Origin of the sequence: Hymenobacter rigui, assembly GCF_003944715.1 — a bacterium.
Lineage (GTDB): Bacteria > Bacteroidota > Bacteroidia > Cytophagales > Hymenobacteraceae > Hymenobacter > Hymenobacter rigui.
Genome location: NZ_RWIT01000001.1, coordinates 644,291 through 666,229 on the forward strand (window position 1 = coordinate 644,291; position 21,939 = coordinate 666,229).

A 21,939-nucleotide genomic window follows, 5' to 3' on the forward strand; every position below is an offset into this window, starting at 1 on the left:
GGGGTTTGTCGTTTTGGGGGCCAGGGCGACGTGTTTACGGTAAAGCAGCCGGGACTTTCCCGAAAAACGCCGTAAATTTGAGTTGCGCCCCGGCGTTTCAATTAAGGTAAAACCAGCATGTTTGATTTTCTAGGGAAAACCGTCGCCAAAATTTTCGGCTCCAAATCGGACCGGGATTTGAAGGAGATTGTACCGTATGTGGCGCTTGTAAACGCCGAATATGCCAAACTGGCACAACTCAGCGACGACGAGCTGCGCGCCCGCACCGATGAAGTACGGGCCCGTATCAACGCTCACCTGAAAGCCATCGACGACCAGATTGCCAACCTGCACGCCCGCGTAAACGATGACGCTACGCTGGATGCCGTGCAGAAAGAGGAGCTGTTCGACCAGATTGACGTGCTGGAAAAGCAGCGCAACAAGGAGCTGGAAGTAGTGCTGATGGAAGTGCTGCCCGTGGGCTTCGCCATCTGCAAGGAAACCGCCCGCCGCTATACCCAGAACGGCCAGCTGGTGGTTACCGCCACCGACTACGACCGGGAATACGCCAGCCGCAAGCCCAACGTGCGCATCGAGGGCGACAAAGCCATCTGGAGCAACAAGTGGCTGGCTGCCGGCGCCGAGGTAACCTGGGACATGATTCACTACGACGTGCAGATCATCGGCGGCGTGGTGCTGCACCAGGGCAAGATTTCGGAAATGGCCACGGGCGAGGGCAAAACCCTGGTTTCGACCCTGCCGGCCTTCCTGAACTCGCTGGCCAAGCGCGGCGTGCACCTGGTAACGGTGAACGACTATCTGGCCAAGCGTGACTCGGAGTGGAATGCGCCGCTGTTCGAGTTCCACGGCATTACCGTGGACTGCATCGACAAGCACCAGCCCAACACCGACGCCCGCCGCAAGGCCTACCTAGCCGACATTACCTACGGCACCAACAACGAATTCGGCTTCGACTACCTGCGCGACAACATGGCGCGCGACCCCGAGGAACTGGTGCAGCGCCGCCACCACTACGCCATGGTGGACGAAGTGGACTCGGTACTGATTGACGACGCCCGGACGCCGCTCATCATCTCGGGCCCCGTGCCCCGCGGTGATGTGCACGAGTTCTACCAGCTCAAGCCCCGCATCCAGAAGCTGGTGGAAGCCCAGAAAAAGCAGGTGCAGAATTACCTGGTGGAAGCCCGCAAGCTCATCAAAGAAGGTAACGACGGCCCCAAGGAAGGCGAAGGCGGCCTGATGCTGTTCCGCGCCCACCGCGGCCTGCCCAAGAGCAAGCCCCTCATCAAGTTTCTCTCGGAAACCGGCATGCGTGCCGTGCTGCAGAAAACCGAGAACTATTACCTGCAGGACAACCAGCGCCAGATGCCCAAGGCCGATGAGCCGCTGTTCTTCACCATCGACGAGAAAAACAACCAGATTGAGCTGACCGAGCGAGGTGTTGACCTGATTACCGGCGAGGGCGAAGACCACAGCTTCTTCATCATGCCCGACATCGGCTCGGAGCTGGCCAACATTGAGAAGGACCAGAGCCTGAGCGGCGAAGAAAAGCTGCACCAGAAGGAGAAGGTGATGGATGACTTCCAGATCAAGTCGGAGCGCATCCACACCATCAACCAGCTGCTGAAAGCCTACACCCTGTTCGAGAAGGATGACCAGTACATCCTCACCGACGACGGTAAGGTGAAGATTGTGGACGAGCAGACCGGCCGCGTAATGGAAGGCCGCCGCTACTCCGATGGCCTGCACCAAGCCATTGAGGCCAAGGAAAACGTGCGCGTGGAAGACGCCACTCAGACCTACGCTACCGTAACGCTGCAGAACTACTTCCGCATGTACCACAAGCTGGGCGGCATGACGGGTACGGCCGAAACCGAGGCCGGCGAGTTCTGGGAAATCTACAAGCTCGACGTGGTAGTGATTCCCACCAACCGCGGCATCCAGCGTAAGGACGAGCACGATAAGGTGTACAAGACGGTTCGTGAGAAGTACAACGCTGTAGCCGAGGAAATTCAGACGCTGGTGAAAGCCGGCCGTCCGGTGCTGGTGGGTACTACCAGCGTGGAAATTTCGGAGCTGGTGAGCCGCATGCTCAAGCTGCGCAACATCCCGCACCAGGTACTCAACGCCAAGCAGAACCAGCGCGAAGCCGAAATTGTGGCCGCCGCCGGCTACCCCGGCACCGTAACCATTGCCACCAACATGGCCGGCCGGGGTACCGACATCAAGCTGAAGGAAACCTCCAAGGAATCGGGCGGGCTGGCTATCATCGGCACCGAGCGGCACGAGTCGCGCCGGGTTGACCGCCAGCTGCGGGGCCGCGCCGGCCGCCAGGGCGACCCGGGCTCCTCGCAGTTCTTCGTTTCGCTGGAAGACAACCTGATGCGCCTGTTCGGCTCCGACCGCATTGCCAAGCTCATGGACCGGATGGGTCTGGAAGAAGGCGAAGTGATTCAGCACTCCATGATTACGTCCTCGATTGAGCGCGCGCAGAAGAAGGTAGAGGAAAACAACTTCGGCATCCGCAAGCGCCTGCTGGAGTACGACGACGTGATGAACGCCCAACGCGAAGTGGTGTACAAGCGCCGCCGCAACGCCCTGCACGGCGAGCGTCTGGAGCTGGACATCTGGAACATGATCTACGACGTCTGCGAGGACATCGTGGTGGGCCATAAAGGCAACAACGACTTCGAGGACTTCAAACTGGCGGTTATCCGCGTATTCGGCTACGATACGCACCTGACGGCCCAGGACCTGAACGGCATGGCCGCCGGTCCGCTCACCCAGAAGCTCTACGACGAAGCCCTTGGCTATTACCACAGCAAAAACGAGTTCATCGGCAGCAACTCCATGCCACTGATCAACGATTTGCTCAGCCAGAACTCGCCTTACGAGAATATTGCCATTCCCTTCACCGATGGCCGCAAGCAGATTCAGGCCGTAGCCAACCTGCGCCGGGCGCAGGCCTCGCAGGGCCAGGAAATCATCCGGGGCATGGAGAAGGTCGTGGTGCTGTCGGTTATCGATGAGGCCTGGACCAAGCACCTGCGCGCCATGGACGACCTGAAACAGGTGGTACAGAATGCCGTGTACGAGCAGAAAGACCCGCTGCTGGTGTACAAGTTCGAGTCGTTTGAGCTGTTCAAGCAGATGATCAGCAAGGTGAACGAGGACACCATCCAGTTCCTGTTCCGCGCCGATGTGCCCATGCAGGCCAGCCCGGACGGTAGCTATGAGGAGCCCGAGTACTTCACCGAGGATGAGTTGCCTGTAGCCCCGCCCCAGCCCCGCCTGAAAGCCGAGAAGGAAGTTTCTTCCGTGTCGCTGGGCGCCGGCCCCGAGGACCTGGAGCAGGACGGTGCTATGCCGCAGGTGCTGGAAAAGCAACAGCCCGCCAAGTCGCAGAAGGTAGCCAACCGCAACGATAAGGTGAGTGTGCAGTACATGGACGGCCGCATCGTGCGCGACGTGAAGTACAAATCGGTGGAAGACGACCTGCTCAACGACCGGGCCGTACTCATCGACTAGGCTCACGGATTTTTCGGATTCGTTTTCGGATTTCCACGAATTTTGTGGACGATTTTTAAACCGCCCTGGCAGGAAGCCGGGGCGGTTTTTTGTAGCATTTACCCCACCCCCGGCCCCTCCCCTCCGGGAGAGGGGTGTGTTCAATGAATCAGGATTCATAAACTCGCGTCTGGCACCCCTCTCCCGGAGGGGAGGGGCCGGGGGTGGGGTAAACTTCCCCTCGTACCTTTGCCCTTGTGAACCTCGCCTCAACCATCGACCATACGCTGCTGAAGCCGGATGCCACGCCGGAGCAGATTGCCCGGCTTTGCACCGAAGCGGCCGAATACCATTTTGCCAGTGTGTGCGTGCCACCCTGCTACGTGCGGCTGGCCGCCGAGCAGCTGCACGGTACCGGCGTGCCGGTGTGCACCGTTATTGGCTTTCCGTTGGGCTACTCGTTGGCCAAGGTGAAGTTCTTTGAGGCCCACCAGGCCTTGGCCGAAGGCGCGACGGAGCTGGATATGGTCATCAACGTAGGTGCGCTGAAAGCCGGCCGACTGGAAGAAGTGGAGGAGGAAATCGGGCAGCTGGCCGAGCTGTGCCATTTGCGCGGGGCCCTGCTCAAAGTCATCATCGAAACGGCCCTGCTGACGGAGCAGGAAATTGTAACGGCCTGCCACCTGTGCGAGGAAGCCGGGGCCGACTTCGTGAAAACCTCCACCGGCTTTGCCAGTCGGGGGGCATCGGTGGCCGATATTGCCCTGATGCGCCAATCGTTGCCCGCGCACATCCGTATTAAGGCCTCGGGCGGCATTCGGGAGCGGGCGTTTGCACTGGCGCTGGTAGAAGCCGGCGCCGACCGGATTGGCTCATCTAATAGTCTGGCCCTGATAGCCGAATCTTCCCATGAAACATCTGCTACGTAACGTGCTGCTGCTGTCTGCCCTGTTTTCCCTCGGTGCCTGTGCCGCCTCGGGGCCCGCGGCTCCGGCCGCTTCCACTGCTCCCGATACCACGCGCAAAGCCACTTCTGTACCCGCTACGCCCGCTGCCGAAGACCTGAGCCGGTACCGGCCGGTATTTGCAGCTCCCAAGGCTTCGGCCACGGTTTCGGGTACGCCCGCCCGCTTCGTGACGCCCACCAACCAGGTGAATGCGCAGGTGGAGCAGCGCCTTCGTGACCAGGCCTACACCAACCAGAACGTGAAGTATGCCCAGGGCTACCGCATTCTGGCGTACGTGGGGCTGGAGAAGGACCAGGCCATGGCCGTCCGCCGAGCCGTTATCAGCCGCTACCCCGAGGAAACCGATTACCTGGCGTTCAAGCAGCCAATTTTCCGCCTCTGGATTGGCGACTACCTCACCCGGCTGGAGGCGGAGCAGGCGTTGCTGCGCATCCGGCCCCTGGCACCCAAGGCCGAGCTGGAATCGGCGCAGGTTATCATCAACAAAACCGCTTACTAACCAGCCGGCTTGCGTCGGGCCAATGCACGTTCGGTATGGCAAGTATGCGTCAGTTGCAATGGGATGAGCTGGACCTGTTACAGGGGCTGGAAGTCATTCCTACTGAAAACGACAACGGCGGGCTGCATTTTGAGGTGGAGCAGGCCGGTCTGAAGCTGCTGGTAACTCTCTGGTCGCACGCCGGTGTGGTGGATGTAACGCTGGTTCACCAGCCTACCCGGTCCATTCTGCTGGATTTTACGGTGGCTGTGCGCGGCCGTATACGCTACAACAACGACAAGCGCGGCCAGTATCTGGAGTTTCCGGATTGCGTGCTGGTAAGCCGTATCTCGTTTTCTTTGGAGCAGGATGAGGCCGCCTTCAATCCCAATACCTTTGGCCGGCCCATGCTCCTGACGGTGCGCCCGTATCCCAGCGTCCTGTTCGAGTAGCCTTAGCCGGCCGGCTGCCAGCTGGTGGGTTTCCTGTACGCCAGCTTGACCGTTTATTTCTCACTTGTTCTGCAGTTGCAGCCTTGCCTTATGCTTCATCTGATAGCCCGCATCAAAACCCTGGCCGCTGAGGCCGCCGCCGATACCGTAGCTCTGCGCCAACACCTGCACGCCCATCCGGAGCTGTCGTTTCAGGAGCACAATACGGCTGCTTTCGTTACGGAGCAGCTGCAGAAGCTGGGCCTGCAGCCCCGGCCCATTGCCGGTACCGGCCTGGTGGCCCTCATTGAAGGCCGTAATCCGGGCAGGCGTACCGTAGCCCTGCGCGCCGATATGGATGCGCTGCCCATTACCGAACAAAACGAAGTGGCCTACAAATCCACGAACCCCGGCGTGATGCATGCCTGTGGCCACGATGTGCACACGGCCTCGCTGCTGGGCGTGGCCCGCATTCTGGTGGCGTTGAAAGAAGAGTTTGAAGGCACTGTGAAGCTTATGTTTCAGCCCGGCGAGGAACTGCTGCCCGGCGGCGCTTCCCTGATGATTAAAGAGGGCGTGCTGGAAAACCCCAAACCGGCCAGCGTGCTGGGGCAGCACGTGTTTCCGCGCCTGCCGGCCGGAAAGGTGGGCCTGCGCGCCGGCCGCTACATGGCTAGCACCGATGAGCTGTACCTGACCGTACGCGGCAAAGGCGGCCATGGGGCCATGCCCGAGCAGAACATCGACCCTGTGCTGGTGGCCGCCCATATCATTGTGGCTGCCCAACAGATTGTGAGCCGCCGCGCCAATCCCAAGCTGCCCTCAGTGCTGTCGTTCGGGAAGGTCATTGCCCAGGGTGCCACCAACGTCATTCCGAACGAAGTGCTGCTGGAAGGCACCTTCCGGACCCTGAATGAAGAATGGCGCAACGAGGCCCACGAGCACCTGCGCCGCCTCTGCGAGGGGCTGGCCGAGAGCATGGGGGCCACCTGCGAGCTGGAAATCCGCCGCGGCTACCCCTATTTGGAAAACGAGCCTGCCCTCACCGCCCGCACCGAGCAGGCCGCCGTGGAGTACCTGGGCCGCGAAAACGTGGTGGAGCTGGACCAGTGGATGGCCGCCGAGGACTTCGCCTACTTCAGCCAGGCCGCCAGTGCCTGTTTCTACCGCCTGGGCACCGCCGCCGCCGACGGCAGCGGCCGGTTCACCTCGTCCGTGCACACGCCCACTTTTGATATCGACGCGGCTGCCCTGGAAACTGGTCCCGGCCTGATGGCTTGGCTGGCGCTGCGGGAGCTGGCGGAGTAGTTAATTTCTATAGCCTACTCTTAACCCAGGAGTAGTTTGTCATCACCCGTATCCGATGCGCAACTTTTCTATTCTACTCGCGGCGGTGGCCGCACTGGCACTGGCTACCACCGCTCAGGCCCAGCGCCGCACCAAAAGCTTTACGGTACTGCAGCCCCAGGCCCAGGTAGAACTGCCGCTCAGCGGCAACGACTACCTGTTTGGTGCCGTGGGTGTGCAACACTTCGATACCAAGCTGGAGGCCACGCCGCTGTTTTCGGGGCAAATCGTGCGACTGGGGTACGAGCATTTCTGGAATGACCAATGGAGCTGGGGGGCGGTGCTGAATGGGCAGCGTGTGCAGAACAGTACGCTGTACTCTTCCTTCTATACCCACACGCTGCTGCCGGAGGTGTTTGGCCGCCACTGGAATACGTTTGGTAGCGTCAATTTTCGGCAGCGGCTGGCAATTGGCTACAACTGGCCGTTGGATGTAGCCAACTCTGGGCGGTTCCTGGCAGCCCTGCGCCTGGATGTGGACCGGATTTTCCCGTTGGGTAGCAGCGGCCTGGCCCTGCGCCCGCGCGTGGCTGTGGAGCCCGAGGCTTACCTGCGCTTCCAGCGCGAAGACTATGAGGCGAAGGAGCCCTTCCTGGATTTCTCGGAGTTGCGTGGGGAAGTGGGTGTGCGTCTCTCGCCCCGTTTTGATTTTACGCCCTGGGTAGCCTGGCAGAACAGCTACTTCATCGGCCAGCCCCAGTTCAACCCCGACGGTAGCGTGAAAATCCCGGGCGGCAACGGCCGGATTGTGCAGCCGGTACTCGGCCTAGATATGCGCGTGACGCTGGGTCAGCGTGCTACTGATACCAGCCGGCGTCAGCTACCGACGCAGTATTAGTGTCATATTGTCATTTGTTATAAGGCGTGTTTTACTGCGTTTCCGGCGAATGAATGAAGATTGCTTGATAAATATAAATAAGTAAAATATCGGATAAGAATAAAATAAGACAAAAAGTCACTATTTGTTGATTGGTACAGATTTTATAGAGTACAGGAGTGTCCGCGCACCAGTTGCGGCGGACAGTGACACTTCAACTCTAAATTTTCGATAGTACCATGGCAACTCTGCTGTATAACAACCGCCCCGCCCGCGCCTTTAACTCCGTTTTGAACGACATGTTGCGCGACACGCTGCCTGCTCTCAATGAGCCGATAAAAACCTTTGTCCCCCAGGCCGACGTGCTGGAAAGCCCCGCTGGGTTCGAGCTGCACTTGCTGCTCCCAGGGGTTGCTAAGGAAGATGTGAAAATCGACTTCCAGGACAGCCAGCTTACCATCAGTGGGGAGCGAAAAGCCCCGGAAGCTGCTGAGGATGCGCCCAAGTTCCGCCGCGTAGAGTCGGGCTACGGTAGCTTTTCCCGCACCTTCCGCCTGCCCGATACGGTGGATGTAACTGCCATCCAGGCCGAGCTGACCAACGGCATCCTGCGTCTGCAACTGCCCTTCGATAGTAAGAAAGTCACCAAGCACCAGATTGAGGTGCGCTAAGTAGTTTACCGAAAGGGCACCCGAAACGGTGCCCTTTTTGTTTACTGCCTATACCATGACTGCTCGTGCAGTAGCTGAGCAGCTTAGCGGATAATCTACCAACGGGCGCTTTTCCTCCTTCAACGCCCATGCAACCGGACACCAATCAGGTGGTATCTGGCGTTAGGAGAGTAGAAAAGCAGCCCTGCTGCCCCAGCCGGGCAGTCGGTATTCATGGTCTGCTCACGTTTCTGTTGTATTTTCAAGTCATCTAGTTCATTTTTCACCTCTTTCTTACCCATGCAAGCAAAACAAATGATGCTCGGCCTGCTCGGTTCCGCCATTCTCGGTGGTGGCGTGGCGGTAGGTGGGTACAAGCTGCTGGAGCCGGCGCGTCCGTATTCGCCCCAGGCCATTGCCGCTGACCCGAATGTGCGCTACACCAGTGAGCTGCGCAGCAGCACCTACACGGTGCCTGAAGGCCTCAACTTCACGGCCGCTGCTGCCTCCGTAACGCCGGCCGTAGTGCACGTAATGACGGAATATGCTCCAAAAAATAACCAGGACGACGTGTCGCGCATGGACCCCTTCCTGCGGCAGTTCTTCGGGGATGAAATCGACCAGTATCAGGGCCGGGGCCGCCAGCAGGGGCCGCAACAGGGCTCGGGCTCGGGCGTTATCATTGCCGCCAACGGCTACATCGTGACCAACAACCACGTGGTGGACAAGGCCGATAAGATTGAGGTGGTGATGGACGACAAGCGCAAGTTCCAGGCTGAGCTGGTGGGCACTGACCCCACCACCGACCTGGCCCTGCTGAAGGTGAAGGCCGATAACCTGCCCTTCATCCGCTACGGCAACTCCGACCAGGTGAAGGTAGGGGAGTGGGTACTGGCCGTGGGCAACCCCTTCAATCTGAACTCCACCGTTACGGCCGGTATTATTTCGGCTAAGGGGCGTAACATCAATATCCTGCGCCGCGAAGATGGCATGGGCGTAGAGTCGTTCCTGCAGACGGACGCCGTAGTAAACCCCGGTAACTCAGGCGGTGCGCTGGTAAACCTCAATGGCGACCTGATTGGCATCAACTCGGCCATTGCCTCCCAAACGGGCTCGTTCGTGGGCTACTCGTTTGCCGTGCCCAGCTCCATTGTGAGCAAGGTGGTGGATGACTTGCTCAAGTATAAAGTGGTGCAGCGCGCCCTGCTGGGCGTGCAGATCCGGGAAGTGGATGCACAGCTGGCTTCCGAGAAAAAGCTTAACACTCTGAACGGCGTGTACGTGATGGGCTTCAACAAAACCAGCTCGGCCGCTGATGCCGGTTTGAAAGAAGGCGACATCATCACGGAAATCAACGGAGCCAAGGTAAACACCTCCTCACAGCTGCAGGAGCAGGTAGCCCGCTTCCGCCCCGGCGACAAAATCAAGGTGACTTACCTGCGCGACGGCCGCGAAAACACCGCCAGTGCCACCCTGCGTAATTCCACCGGCACCACCGATATTATCCGGGAGGAAGTAGCCTCGGTGATTAAGTACGAAGGCGCTTCGCTCACGCCCGTAACCAAGCAGGAGCAGAACAAGCTGGGCATCGAAGGTGGGGCCAAAATCAGCGGCATCCGCAGCTCCAACTTCCGCGAAACTGGTATTGCCGACGGCTTCATCATCACCCGCATCGACAAGAACAAGGTACAGAAGCCCCAGGACGTGCAGCGCTACCTCGAAGCTGCCAAGGAAACCGAAGGCGCGCTGGTTGAAGGCGTGTACCCCGACGGCCGCAAAGCCTATTACCCCATCGGGCAGGCCCAGTAACCACCAGCTTATTCTAGAACAAAAAAGGCCCTCCGCTGCAGCAGCGGAGGGCCTTTTTATTGTAAAGCTTCCATTGCGCCTGAAAAACCATCTGCAACTATGTTGAACGTCATGCTGAGCGCAGCCGAAGCATCTCTACCTCTGACTGACTTCTTTGACTAACACTGCAGTAAAGCCGCTCCGGCTCTGCTTAGTATAATCGTTTCGAAGTCTTCAGACAGTAGCCAGCAACCACTCCATGGCTACGCCTTCCTCGATAAACAGGCGCAGGTCGTAATTGCGGCCGGGTTCCAGGCCATACGCCAGGTACTGCTGCTGGGCTGGGTCGGCCTCGTACACGGCCAGCCGGCCGGGAGAACAGAGCACCGCAATACGCAGGTGCTGCGGCTCCAGCTGCGTGGCGGCCTGTGGGTAGAATACATGGGTAGTCCACTGGCCCAGCTCGGGGTTTAGCTGGTCGCGGCGGCGCACGTCCAGCAGCCACCGCGCTAGGTGGTGTTCCTGAGCCAGGGCCAGAATGTGGGCATAATCCTGCTGTAGCTGCACGGTAAGGCCATCATCGGCCCAGCGGGCAACCAGAATGTGCAGATCGGGGCGGGGAGTGATGGATAGGGCCGAGGACATAGGGTAAAGATACGGAGTGGGCGCGTGCTCAGAATGCTTTTGCTAGCTTTGCTGAACGCCCCGGCGCACCTCATTCAACTTCTCATTCCCACCCAACCATACCCGTTTTCACCCTCATGAAACAAGCTCTCGAAGAAGCCGTTGCCACCGGCACCGACGTACAGGACCACGACCACCACGGCATCCGGCAGGTACTGCACGACTTGGGCATTACGGCCCACAACGCGGCCTGGAGCACCGGCCTCACCTGGGGCGGTGCCGATAACGGCAACACCCGCACCATCACCTCCACCGCCGACGGCCGCACCATTGGCACCGTAGTCCTGGCCACCGCCGACGATTACGAGCAGGTAGTGCTGAAAGCCCAGGAAGCCTTCAAAACCTGGCGCCTGATGCCCGCCCCCAAGCGCGGCGAAATCGTGCGTCAGATTGGCAACAAGCTGCGCGAGTACAAAGACTCGCTGGGCAAGCTGGTGAGCTACGAGATGGGCAAAATCCTGCAGGAAGGCCTCGGAGAAGTGCAGGAAATGATTGACATCTGCGACTTTGCCGTGGGCCTCTCGCGGCAGCTGCACGGCTTCACCATGCACTCCGAGCGCCCCGGCCACCGCATGTACGAGCAGTACCACCCGCTGGGTGTGGTGGGCATCATCTCGGCCTTCAACTTCCCGGTGGCCGTGTGGAGCTGGAACGCTATGCTGGCCGCCGTGTGCGGGGACACCTGCATCTGGAAACCCTCCGAAAAAACGCCCCTCACGGCCGTAGCCGTGCAGCACATCCTGCAGGACGTACTGCGTGAAAACGAGCTGCCCGAGGGTATCTTCAACCTGATTATCGGCGACGCCGAAATCGGGGCCAAAATGGCCGCTGATACGCGCGTGCCGCTGGTATCGGCCACGGGCAGCACCCGCATGGGTAAGAAGGTAGGTGAAGTAGTTGGTGCCCGCCTGGGCCGCGCGCTGCTGGAGCTGGGCGGCAACAACGCCATCATCCTCACCGAAAACGCCGACCTCGGCCTGGCCATGCCGGGCATCGTGTTCGGGGCCGTGGGTACGGCCGGGCAGCGCTGCACCACCACCCGCCGCCTCATCATTCACGATTCCATTTACGAGGATGTGAAGGCCCGCCTGCTCAAAATCTACCCCAACCTGCCCATCGGCCACCCACTGCAGGAAGGCACGCTGGTAGGCCCTTTGATTGACAAAGACGCCGTAACCAGCTTCCAGAAAGCCCTGGAAGCCGTGCAGGCCGAAGGTGGCAAGCTGCTGATTGGCGGCGAAGTGCTGAGCGGTACTGGCTACGAAACCGGCACGTACGTGAAGCCCGCCATTGTGGAAGCCCGCAACGAGTACCACACCGTGCAGGAAGAAACCTTTGCGCCCATTCTCTACCTCATTAAGTACAGCGGCGGCGTGGAAAACGCCATTGACGTGCAGAACGGGGTACGGCAGGGCCTGTCGTCCAGCATCTTCACGGTGAACATGCGCGAGGCCGAAGCCTTCCTCAGCCACGCCGGCTCCGACTGCGGTATTGCCAACGTGAACATCGGCACCAGCGGGGCCGAAATTGGCGGGGCCTTCGGGGGCGAAAAAGAAACCGGCGGCGGCCGCGAATCGGGTTCCGACGCTTGGCGCGTGTACATGCGCCGCCAGACCAACACCATCAACTACAGCACCCAGCTTCCGCTGGCCCAGGGCATCAAGTTCGACGTGTAACGTCTGCTTCGACCTTATTTCGAATACCAACGGCCCGCTCGGTTTATCCGGGCGGGCCGTTGCGGTACGTAGGCGGCTGCCGGTTTAGCCTCCGAACTTGATATCACCGTGGCCCTTTATGTACATGCTCCTCAGAACAGGATTGTAGATGACGTAATATACCCGGTACACAGTATTAGCCTTGAACTTGTCGGCCGGAAACTCAAAGTGAAACAGAATATCAGGAACACTGAAAGTGCCGTATTCCTGTTCATTGACAATCTGATACTTCCGGTCAACGTACACCAGTTTCAGCATGGCGCCGCCGGGGATGTTGTAAAAACCGAAGTTCCCGCCCCCCTGAAGCGTAGCCGGATTCGGGAAAAAGGTGCGGGGCTGCGTGTTGGCAGTAGGGGCCACGTTCAGGTTGAAGGGCAGCTTAAATAGCGCCAGTTCCTGCTCATTCCAGGTGTCGTCGCGGGCCCAGTCGGTGGGGTCGGTTGTGCCGATGGAGCGGTTGCTGGCATCACGCTCCGTGATACCGCCATCTGCTCCGAAGTTGATGGTCGGAGTGGAATCCTTTTTAGAACACGCTGTCAGGGCAGTCAGGAGACTTAGGCCGAATAGAATTTTTTTCATGGGAGAATACGGGTGATAGAAGCCAGCGGGGGTGCAAGGATTGAGCCAATTGGAAGAAAAAGGCGGCGTTACGGTGCCGGATGGAAGTAGGTAGCCAAAGCTATTGAACAATCTGAAACGAGCCGTTGTCTTTTTAAGGTAGTGCAACCCTGCGCGGTGGCCTACTGTCTTTCACCTGCTTACCTGATAGCACGAGCCGTTTTAGCCCGGAAAGTTGGATATTTACGATTCACCCGTTTCCGAACATCCGCCAACAGAGCAACCAATGGAGGCATTTGCGTACACTGACATCAATGCGCCGCTAGTCGAGCGGTGCCGCCTGGGTGACCGGCGTGCCCAGGCCGAAATCTACAAGCGCTACTCCAAGGCTATGTTCAACGCCTCCCTGCGGATTACCGGCGACTATGCCGAGGCCGAGGATGTGCTGCAGGAGTCGTTTCTGAGTGCTTTCCGGGAGCTGCACAGCTACAAAGGCGATTCGTCGTTTGGCTCCTGGCTTAAGCGCATCGTCATCAACAAAAGCATTAACTGCCTGCGCAACCGGCGCCTGCAGCTGGTGCCGCTGGCCGAGCAGCACGATGGGGCCGCCGCCGACTCGGAGCCGCTCGGGCTGGACTCGGAGGAGCTTGGCTGGCGGGCCGATGTGGTGCGCCGCTGCGTGCAGGAGCTTCCCGATGGGTACCGCGTAGTACTGTCGCTCTACCTGCTGGAAGGCTACGACCACGCTGAAATTGCCGGTATCCTCAACATCACGGAATCCACCTCCAAGTCGCAGTATAGCCGGGCCCGGAAAAAGCTCCTGGAGCTGGCCCGTCAGCACGGCCTGTAGCATAAAAGAGCCCTGTTTCCATCCTTCACCCGACCTCACGCGTTGTTTGCTGGCCCGGTATTTACGCTGGTCCACCCCATCTGCCTACTCAGCCTGCCCCGGCTTACACCGCTCCATTACCACCTGACATGAACGAGAAGAAAACCGGACTGGAAGCCTTCGTGGAACACCACCGCGCCGACTTCGATGTGTTCGAGCCCCGCCCGAATCTGTGGGATGATATTGCGCTTGACCTGGATCTGGCCGCCGCGCCGGAAGAAGAAACCGCGCCGTTGCGCGTAGTGCCGCTGTTCCCGGTGGCTGAAACTCAGCCGTTGACCCCGGCTGCCGCCCCGGATACTGCTGCTGTTCGCTCGGCCCGGCCGTATGGCGTAGCGGCCGCCGTGGCCGCACTATTGATGGTGGGTACCTGGTTCTGGCAGCACCGTACCGAAGCCACCATCTGGACGCGCACCGGGCAGCCGGCCCTGACCATGGCGGCGCCCTCAGACCCCGACCATGACCTGTACTCCGGTCCGGCCCTGACGGCCACTGCTGCCGCCGATGGCCCGGAGCAGCGCCTGGCCAGTGCCGTGAAGCGCATGGAATCCTATTACGCCGCCCAGATTTCGGAGCGGCAGCAGGAGCTGCGTGAAGTAACGGCCGAAACCGTGGGCCAAGCCCCCAAAGCCGACTGGCAGCAGGAGCTGACTGCGTTGGACTCCACTTACCAGCAACTGAAAACCGAGCTGTACCGCAACCCCGAGCCCGATGTGGTGCTGGAAGCCATGAACCGCAACATGCAGATCCGGCTGGAGCTGCTTACCCAGCAGCTGCACACGCGGGAACGAATCCGGGATTATCATAGCCAACCGTACATGGTGGCCGACAGCCGCCGGATTCCGTGATCTATGCGCCTTTTTTCACTGAATTCTGGTCAGGTTGGGCGTTTAGGACTGCTGGCCGGGCTGCTGAGTGTGGCCGTACACAGCGGACAGGCGCAGTTGTTGCCAACAGGCCCGTCTGTAGCCGCCGCGTACTACTGTGAGCCGACTATTCCTGCGCTGCCTGGCAATGAGCAGGGTACTCCCGATGCCCGCCAGGGCGGCACCGGCCAGGGCCCGCAGGAAGAAGCCCAGCCGACGCTGGCGGTAGAAAAAGTGCGCAAAATCAGCCGCACCTTTCCGGCCAGTGCCACCAAGCTGTACACACTGGATACCCGCTACGGCCGCGTCCAAGTGAACGTGTGGAACCGACCCGAGGTGCGGACCGATGTGGACATCATCACCCGCGCTGAAACCGAGGAAAAAGCCCAGCAGCTGCAGGATATGATTCAGGTGCAGCTGCAGGACAAAGACCCCGTAACGGGCGGTACGGTAGCCCGTTCCCGCTTCGGGGTCATGCCACGGGAGTGCTGGACCCGTACCAAGCTCTACGAAGTAAACTACACGGTGTGGGTGCCGAAGAATACGCCGCTGGCTCTGCACAATACCTTTGGGGAAATCAGCCTGACCAGTGATGTAAGCGGCGCTACTGAGCTGGCCGTGGAGTACGGCAGCCTGCGTACGGCCCGGCTGGAAGGACCCCGCAATACGGTGCGCCTGTGCAATGCCCAGTGCTCCGTGCCGTTTGCCGGCCGCATGGTGGTGGATGCATCCTACTCCAAGCTGCGCCTCACCGACGGCGGCACTATTGACCTGCGCAACAACTCATCCGATATTGACATTGGCACGGTGCAGGACCTGACGGTGCACAGCAAGTATGGTGATGTGGCCCTGGGCACCGTGCGCAACCTGCGCGGCACTTCCGGCTACTCCCGCTTCAGCATTGATAAGCTCAGCAACCAGCTGGATATGAAGCTGCAGTATTGCCCCAATTTTGAGGTGCGCAACACCGGCAAAAATTTCCGGCAAATCAACCTCGACGGCGGCTACAGCACCATTCTGCTCAACTTCCCCGATGGCGCCGGCTTCGACTTCGACGTGAACACCGACCACGGCAAGCTGCTGGTGGATAAGCGCCTGGTGAAAGTGGAATCTGAGGAAACCAGTGCTTCCTCCAGTGACATGCAGGGCACGTTTGGGGCATTGCCTGCCCGTAATGCCGGTAACGTGAACATCAAAGTGCGCTACGGCAACGTGAGCTTCAACCGGTAAGCCAAGAAGACGCAAAAAGAAAAGGTCAGAAGTAGCCGTGCGGTTACTTTTGACCTTTTCTTTTTGCCTTCTCTGCCGATGCGTACTTTCCTGCTGGTGTTCCTGCTCCTGAGTAGCCACCTTTTCGCCACTGCTCAATCTTCTTCGGTTATGCCTGCTGCCCCTGCTTCCTCACTGCGCACGTATGCGCTGCGCCTGCGGCCGGGCCAGGATGTGCGCCGGGAGCTGCAGGCTTTTGCCCAGCAGCACCACCTGCGGGCCGCCGGCATCCTGACCGCCGTGGGCAGCCTGACTACGGCCACCCTGCGGCTGGCTAATCAGGAAGGTGCTACGGCGTACCACGGCCATTTCGAGGTAGTTTCTTTGGTAGGGACGCTTTCCGTAAATGGCAGCCACCTGCACCTGTCCGTGGCCGATTCTACCGGCCGTACGCTGGGGGGCCACCTGCTGGAAGGCAACATTGTGTATACCACGCTGGAACTGATAATTGGCGAACTGCCGGAACTGGAATTCCGGCGCGAAACGGATGCCACCTTTGGGTATCAGGAACTTGCCGTGTACCCCGCACCTGCCGCCGCAAAACCGGCTCCGGCCGCTCCGAAACCGGCCCGCAAAAAATAGCGCTTCCCTGGTGAGGGTAGGACTTTTTCAAGCCACCCAAAACAGGTATACTTGTGGAACTATCAACGTGCCACCGCAGGGGCGGAGAGGCCGATGGAGTATTTTATTCAGTTCTATAGTAATGCGTGTTTTTACGTACGGTATGCTCCTGAGCCTGTGGGCCGGAGCCGCCGCTGCCGCGTACGGGCAACAACAGCCTGCCGCTCTGCCTACCGCCGCCCAGGTGCTGCCCGAGGCCATTGCTCTCCATGATAAAGGAGATTATGCCGGTGCCATTCGCCAGTATCTGCTGGTGCCGTCCTCCGATACGGGGTATGTGAATATTCAGGGTGAACTGGCGCTGTCGTATCTGCAGAACAAGCAGTATAAAGAGGCGGCTGAAGCCAGCCGCCGGGCCATTGCCCTGTACATGCACGACCCCCAGCCGTACTACGTGTTGGCAGAGGCCGAAGAAAACCTGAAGCACGAGCCCGAAACGTTTCAGGCTTACGCTGATGGGCTGAAGCGCTTCCCGTACAACCAGCTGCTGTGGTTTAACCAGGGGGTAAGCTACGATGCCCTGAAAAAGCGCCCCGCCGCCCTGGCCAGTTGGACGCGCAGTCTGGAGCTGGCGCCCACCCACCCGGGCACGCACTATCAGCTGGCATGGCTGGCCCTGGAGCAGGGCCAGACGGCCCGGGCCCTCATCAGTCTGCTCACGTATCTGGCCATCAACCCCGATGGCGAGAAAAGCCAGGAAGTGCTGATTCTGGCTGAGCGGATTGCCCGCAACGCCCAGGAAATCGACCTCAAGGACCAGGAAAAGCCCTTCGTGCCCAACGACGCGTTCCAGGACCTGGACCTACTGATTACGTCGAAAGTAGCATTGCGCAGCGACTATAAGTCGAAGGTGAAGTTCGATGCCAACATTGTGAAGCAGGCGCAACTGCTGGTGGAGAAGTTTCCGGCGGCCGGCCCCAACGAAACCGACCTGTGGCTGCGCGCTTACGGCCCCATGGTGGAAGCCCTGCGCCGCGACGATAACCTGACGGCCTTCACCTACCTCATTCTATACTCCGCCGATGATAAGCGGCCCGCCCAGTGGGTGAAGTCGAACAAAAGCAAGGTGGAGCGCATGAGCCAGGATGTGGCCCGGGCACTGCTGAGCCTGCGCGTGCAGCAGCCGGTAGCAGGGCAGCCGGAGGGCAAGCGCCTGCAGGGCTGGTTTCATGAAAACAGGCTGCAGGGAATCGGGCAGGGGGTATCCAAGGATGGCGACCTGCAAAGCCTGAGCGGCCCCTGGCTGATTGTGGACAAAGCCGGTGCCATCGTCAAGCAGGGTACTTTCACGGCCGATGGCAAGCGGACCGGCCTCTGGCGCGAGTACCACGACAACGGGCAGGTTTCCAAAGAGCTGAACTATGATGCCGAAGGTCGTCTCGACGGCCGCTACGTAGAATACCACGACAACGGACGCTTATCGGTAGAGGGAACCTACAAAGCAGGCCAGCTTGCGGGCACGGCCAAGCTGTATCACTACTGCGGCGAGGTGCGCGAAGTGCGACCCTATGTGAACGGGGATGCCGTGGGCGAAGCGCTGTTCTACTACCCCAACGGCAAGCTGCAGCGCCGGGCCATCTACAAGGCCGATAAGCTGGAGGGAGCTTCCACCAACTACTACCCCAATGGTACCACCGAAATGACGGCCGCTTATGTCGCCGACAAGCGTCAGGGGCCGTTTGAGGTGTTCTACGCGGACAAAACGCTGGAGCGCAAAGGCTCCTATGAGCAGGGCGAACTGCACGGTGACTATCAGGACTTCTTCGCCAATGGGAAGCTGGCCCACACCGGCCGCTACAGCAACGGCAAGCAGGTAGGCCGCTGGCAGACCTTCTACGATACCGGTAAGATCAGTGAGGAGAAAAACCTGGACCCAACCACCGGCGAGCTGCACGGCAGCTTCAAGGACTATGACTCCGAAGGCCGCCTGCTGAACGAGCTGGAATACAACCAGGGCCGGGTAGTGAAGGTAACCAACTTTGATGCGGCCGGCAAGGCGCTGAATACGGTGGCCGTAGCCAAAAAAGGCCGCACCGAGGTGAAAGGCTCCTACACCGATGGCGGCACGCACTTCACCGGCCAGTACGTAGATGGCAACATGAGCGGCGAGTGGAAATGGTACCGCCCCAACGGCAACCTGAGCCTCGTGCGCCAGTACGAAAAAGGCCGCCAGGAAGGCAAGGAGGAGCATTTCACCAATGCCGGTAAGGTCAGCCAGCGCAATCAGTACCACAACGATGAGCTGAACGGCTACACCGAAGCCTTCTTCGACCATGGCCAGCTGCGCCGCTCCGGCTACTATGCCAACGGTGAGCAGCAGGGCACCTGGCGCCAGTACTACGTTACGGGCCAGGTAAGCGAAGAATACAACCTGCAGGACGGCACTCTGCACGGCCAGACGCGCAGCTTCACGCCCGGCGGCAAACTCACGCAGGAGCGCTGGGTAGAGTACGGCCGCGACCTGAACGTGACGGCCTACGACTCTACGGGCCGGGTGGTGGACCGCCTGACGTTGCTGCCCACTTCGCGCACCATTACCAAGCACTATCCCAATGGCAAGCCGCTGGTGGAAAGCAACTGGCTCTGCTATGACAGCCAGGGCACCGAAACGTGGCTAACCCCGAGCGGCAAGCAGGAAATAGTGATGGAGATGGACCAGGGCAAGCAGCACGGCGCATACAAAGCATATCATCCGTTCACCGGCAAGCTGATTGCGGAAGGCCAATACGTGGAAGGCCGCCGGGAAGGGGAGTGGAAAACCTATTACCCCTCGGGCGCGCTGGAGCGCAAAGGCTCCTACCAGCACGGCGAGTGGGAAGGCGAGTGGCTGACGTATTTCGAAAACGGTAAGCTGGAACGCACCACCACGTACCACCAGGGGGATTTGCAGGGCCCGTTGCGCGTGTTCAACATGCAGGGCGAATTACTGGTGGAAAAGAACTACGCTAACGGCGAAATTACCGGCTACCGGGCTCCGGGCACCGATGGTAAAGGCACCGGTGACCTGAAACCCGCCGCTGCCATCAGCACCACGTTTGCCAATGGCAAGCCCGCCGCCACCGAAACCTACCAAAAAGGCATCCTCAGCGGTCCGCGCACCTATTACTACAGCACCGGCCAGGTATTCCGCCGGACGCAGAACAACGCCGACGGTCAGCTCCACGGGCAGCTAACCACTTACTACCCCAACGGCAAAGTGCAGGAAGAGGAAGCGTATGCCTTCGACGAACTGCACGGCCGCAGCCGCTACTACCGCCCCGATGGTACTCTGGAGCGGGAAGAAACCTTCCAGGCCGGCGAAAAAGCCGGCCCTACGGTGTATTATGATGCCCAGGGCAAACCACTCCGCACCGATTATTACTGGAATACCCATGTATATGAAGCTCGCTAAGTTGCGCCGTTGGGCCGTGGTGTTGGGCGTGGTGGTGGGAGCCGGGCAGCAGGTCCGGGCCCAGCAGCCACTGCAGCACCTCATGCAGCTCAAGCAGCAGTATCCCACCGAAAAAGCCGTGTATCTCGACTACCGGCAGGAAATAACCGTGGAGCTGAAGGGCGACTCGGTGCAGGTGCTGGCCCGCCACCACTACGATATGCTGCACCTGGCCGCGCAGTCGGATATGTACGCCCCCGACCAGGTGTACAGCTCCCACTTCAACCGCCTGCAGAAGATTGAGGCCCGCACGCTGCTGCCCGGCACCAACGACTACAAGGCGGTGAAGGTGACGGAGTTCAAGGATAAGTTTGAAATCCGGCCGGGTATCTTCTTTGATGATGCCCGCTCCGTGAGCTTCACGTACCCGGCCGTGGCCCCCGGCGTGCGTACCGTGTGCGACTACACCGTGCGTCACCCCGATGCCCGCTTCCTCAACCCGTTCTACTTTGCCAGCTATGTGCCCATCCGGCACGCCGAGCTGGTGATTACGGCGCCGCGCACGGTGCGCCTCAATACCAAACAGTTCAACATTCCGGCCGGCATGGTGGCGCAGGCCCGGCAGGAAAAGGGCAGCAACGTCATCTACCGCTGGACGGCCGAGAATATCCCCGCCGCCGCCCGCGAGTCGGATGCGCCGGAGTCCAGCTATTACGTGCCCCATCTGGTGTATTTCCTGGAAGAAGCCCAGATCAACGGCCAGTCGAGGAAGCTGCTGGGCGGCGTACCGGAGCTGTACAGCCTGTATTCCGGTTTCGTCACCAATCTGGATAAGCAGGAAGCTCCGGCCCTGCGCCGCGTGGTGGACTCGCTGACCGTAGGAGCCCGCACGGAGCCCGAAAAAGTGGCCCGCATCTACTACTGGGTGCAGGACCACGTGCGCTACATTGCTTTTGAAAACGGCCTGCGCGGCTTTATTCCGCATGATGCCGGCAAGGTGTACGCCAGCCGCTACGGTGATTGTAAGGATATGGCCAACCTACTGCACGAAATGCTGCGCATGGCCGGCATCAAATCATACCGCACCTGGATTGGCACCCGCGACCTGCCTTACCACTACGCCGACCTGGCCACGCCCGGCGTGGATAACCACATGATTACCACCTACGAGCCCAGTCCCGGCCAGTACGTATTCCTGGATGCCACCAGCAAGTACACGCCCTACGGCATGCCGTCGTCCATGATTCAGGGCAAGGATGCGCTGCTGGCGCTGGATGGCAAGAACTGCAAAGTGGTGAGCGTACCCGTAATGGAGCGCCAGCGCAGCCGCACTGTGGATAGCTCCGTGGTGGTGCTGGATGGCAACACCGGCCTGCGCGGTACCGGCCGCCTGGCCCTGAGCGGCTACAGCAAAGTACGGCAGTCGTATGCGCTGGATGGGCTGAACTCTACCGATGAGGCCAAGCTGGTGAAAAACCTGGTGGAGCGCGGCAACAACAAGTTCTTCGTGGATAAGTACGCCGTGCAGCACCTCGACTCCCGCGACCAGCCCCTCACGGTGGACTACGAGTACCGCCTGCAGGATTACGTGCAGCGCCTCGACGACGAGGTGTACGTTAACCTCAACCTCGACCAGAGCTACGCCTCTGACCGCCTCGACCCCGCCAAGCGCACCCTGGCCCGCACCAACGACTTCTACCACACCACCCGCACCCGCACCGAGTTTGAGGTACCTGCCGGCTATGAAGTAACCTACCTGCCCACCAACGTGGAAGGCCAGGACCAGATGCTGGGCTTCTCGATTCGCTACGAGCGGAAGGGCAACAAAATCATCCAGGAAAAGGAGTTGTTCGTGAACTACCTGATGCTGGAGCCCACGCAGTTTGGCAAATGGAACACGGTGGTAGATAAACTGAACGCCGCTTACCGCGACGCCATCATTCTGAAGCGCAAAAAAGCCTGATCATCAGCGCAAAAAGGC

General features: G+C 59.9%; 17 protein-coding genes. 15 read left to right on the plus strand and 2 right to left on the minus strand.

All coding sequences use genetic code 11. The features are described 5' to 3' along the window. Nucleotides 1-117: 117 nt before the first annotated feature. The 8 genes from secA (at nucleotide 118) to EI291_RS02730 (ending at nucleotide 10,007) form a co-directional block, all read left to right on the plus strand. Nucleotides 118-3,528 carry a preprotein translocase subunit SecA gene (secA, locus tag EI291_RS02695; protein ID WP_125417700.1) on the plus strand — a complete coding sequence of 1,137 codons (3,411 nt, stop codon included), beginning with the start codon at nucleotides 118-120 and terminating at the stop codon, nucleotides 3,526-3,528. A gap of 236 nt (nucleotides 3,529-3,764) precedes the next feature. Beyond that, nucleotides 3,765-4,436 carry a deoxyribose-phosphate aldolase gene (gene deoC / locus EI291_RS02700; RefSeq protein ID WP_125417701.1) on the plus strand — a complete coding sequence of 224 codons (672 nt, stop codon included), beginning with the start codon at nucleotides 3,765-3,767 and terminating at the stop codon, nucleotides 4,434-4,436. Next, nucleotides 4,417-4,974: a sporulation protein gene (locus EI291_RS02705; protein WP_125417702.1), complete on the plus strand. Its 558-nt coding sequence runs from the start codon at nucleotides 4,417-4,419 to the stop codon at nucleotides 4,972-4,974. Before deoC ends, EI291_RS02705 begins: the two co-directional genes overlap by 20 nt. Nucleotides 4,975-5,018: 44 nt before the next feature. Then, nucleotides 5,019-5,405 (plus strand): hypothetical protein, encoded by a 387-nt coding sequence (locus EI291_RS02710; protein ID WP_125417703.1) that lies wholly within the window; start codon nucleotides 5,019-5,021, stop codon nucleotides 5,403-5,405. 90 nt (nucleotides 5,406-5,495) lie between these two features. Continuing rightward, nucleotides 5,496-6,692 (plus strand): M20 metallopeptidase family protein, encoded by a 1,197-nt coding sequence (locus EI291_RS02715; protein ID WP_125417704.1) that lies wholly within the window; start codon nucleotides 5,496-5,498, stop codon nucleotides 6,690-6,692. A gap of 55 nt (nucleotides 6,693-6,747) precedes the next feature. Beyond that, entirely contained in the window at nucleotides 6,748-7,569 is an 822-nt protein-coding gene (locus tag EI291_RS02720; RefSeq protein WP_125417705.1) for a hypothetical protein, read from the plus strand. A 218-nt stretch (nucleotides 7,570-7,787) separates the two neighbouring features. Continuing rightward, nucleotides 7,788-8,219: an Hsp20/alpha crystallin family protein gene (locus EI291_RS02725; RefSeq protein WP_125417706.1), complete on the plus strand. Its 432-nt coding sequence runs from the start codon at nucleotides 7,788-7,790 to the stop codon at nucleotides 8,217-8,219. 279 nt (nucleotides 8,220-8,498) lie between these two features. Further along, nucleotides 8,499-10,007 (plus strand): Do family serine endopeptidase, encoded by a 1,509-nt coding sequence (locus EI291_RS02730; RefSeq protein WP_240635343.1) that lies wholly within the window; start codon nucleotides 8,499-8,501, stop codon nucleotides 10,005-10,007. A 213-nt stretch (nucleotides 10,008-10,220) separates the two neighbouring features. On the opposite strand, the gene EI291_RS02735 is transcribed toward EI291_RS02730, so the two are convergent. Beyond that, nucleotides 10,221-10,631: a hypothetical protein gene (locus EI291_RS02735; protein ID WP_125417707.1), complete on the minus strand. Its 411-nt coding sequence runs from the start codon at nucleotides 10,629-10,631 to the stop codon at nucleotides 10,221-10,223. Nucleotides 10,632-10,747: 116 nt separating this feature from the next. Here EI291_RS02735 and amaB point away from each other — a divergent pair, with 116 nt between their 5' ends. Continuing rightward, the gene (gene amaB, locus EI291_RS02740; RefSeq protein WP_125417708.1) at nucleotides 10,748-12,346 is read left to right on the plus strand and encodes an L-piperidine-6-carboxylate dehydrogenase; all 1,599 of its coding nucleotides are present in this window, start codon (nucleotides 10,748-10,750) and stop codon (nucleotides 12,344-12,346) included. Nucleotides 12,347-12,430: 84 nt separating this feature from the next. On the opposite strand, the gene EI291_RS02745 is transcribed toward amaB, so the two are convergent. Further along, a complete protein-coding gene (locus EI291_RS02745) occupies nucleotides 12,431-12,964 on the minus strand; it encodes a membrane lipoprotein lipid attachment site-containing protein (protein WP_125417709.1) in 534 nt (177 codons plus the stop codon). Between the two features lie 265 nt (nucleotides 12,965-13,229). On the opposite strand from EI291_RS02745, the gene EI291_RS02750 reads away from it, so the two are divergent. The 6 genes from EI291_RS02750 to EI291_RS02775 all read left to right on the plus strand — a co-directional run bounded on the left by EI291_RS02750 (nucleotide 13,230) and on the right by EI291_RS02775 (nucleotide 21,921). Then, nucleotides 13,230-13,793 carry an RNA polymerase sigma factor gene (locus EI291_RS02750; RefSeq protein ID WP_125417710.1) on the plus strand — a complete coding sequence of 188 codons (564 nt, stop codon included), beginning with the start codon at nucleotides 13,230-13,232 and terminating at the stop codon, nucleotides 13,791-13,793. A gap of 128 nt (nucleotides 13,794-13,921) precedes the next feature. Next, entirely contained in the window at nucleotides 13,922-14,680 is a 759-nt protein-coding gene (locus tag EI291_RS02755; RefSeq protein ID WP_125417711.1) for a hypothetical protein, read from the plus strand. Between the two features lie 3 nt (nucleotides 14,681-14,683). Further along, nucleotides 14,684-15,928 (plus strand): hypothetical protein, encoded by a 1,245-nt coding sequence (locus EI291_RS02760; RefSeq protein WP_125417712.1) that lies wholly within the window; start codon nucleotides 14,684-14,686, stop codon nucleotides 15,926-15,928. Between the two features lie 78 nt (nucleotides 15,929-16,006). Then, on the plus strand, nucleotides 16,007-16,549 hold the full coding sequence (locus EI291_RS02765) for a PPC domain-containing DNA-binding protein (protein ID WP_125417713.1): 543 nt from the start codon (nucleotides 16,007-16,009) through the stop codon (nucleotides 16,547-16,549). Nucleotides 16,550-16,691: 142 nt separating this feature from the next. Next, nucleotides 16,692-19,979, plus strand: coding sequence for a toxin-antitoxin system YwqK family antitoxin (locus tag EI291_RS02770; RefSeq protein ID WP_170172471.1), 3,288 nt, complete (start codon nucleotides 16,692-16,694; stop codon nucleotides 19,977-19,979). Next, nucleotides 19,966-21,921, plus strand: a complete 1,956-nt coding sequence (locus EI291_RS02775; RefSeq protein ID WP_170172472.1) for a DUF3857 domain-containing protein — start codon at nucleotides 19,966-19,968, stop codon at nucleotides 21,919-21,921. The genes EI291_RS02770 and EI291_RS02775 overlap by 14 nt, the downstream gene beginning before the upstream one ends. Nucleotides 21,922-21,939 lie beyond the last annotated feature (18 nt).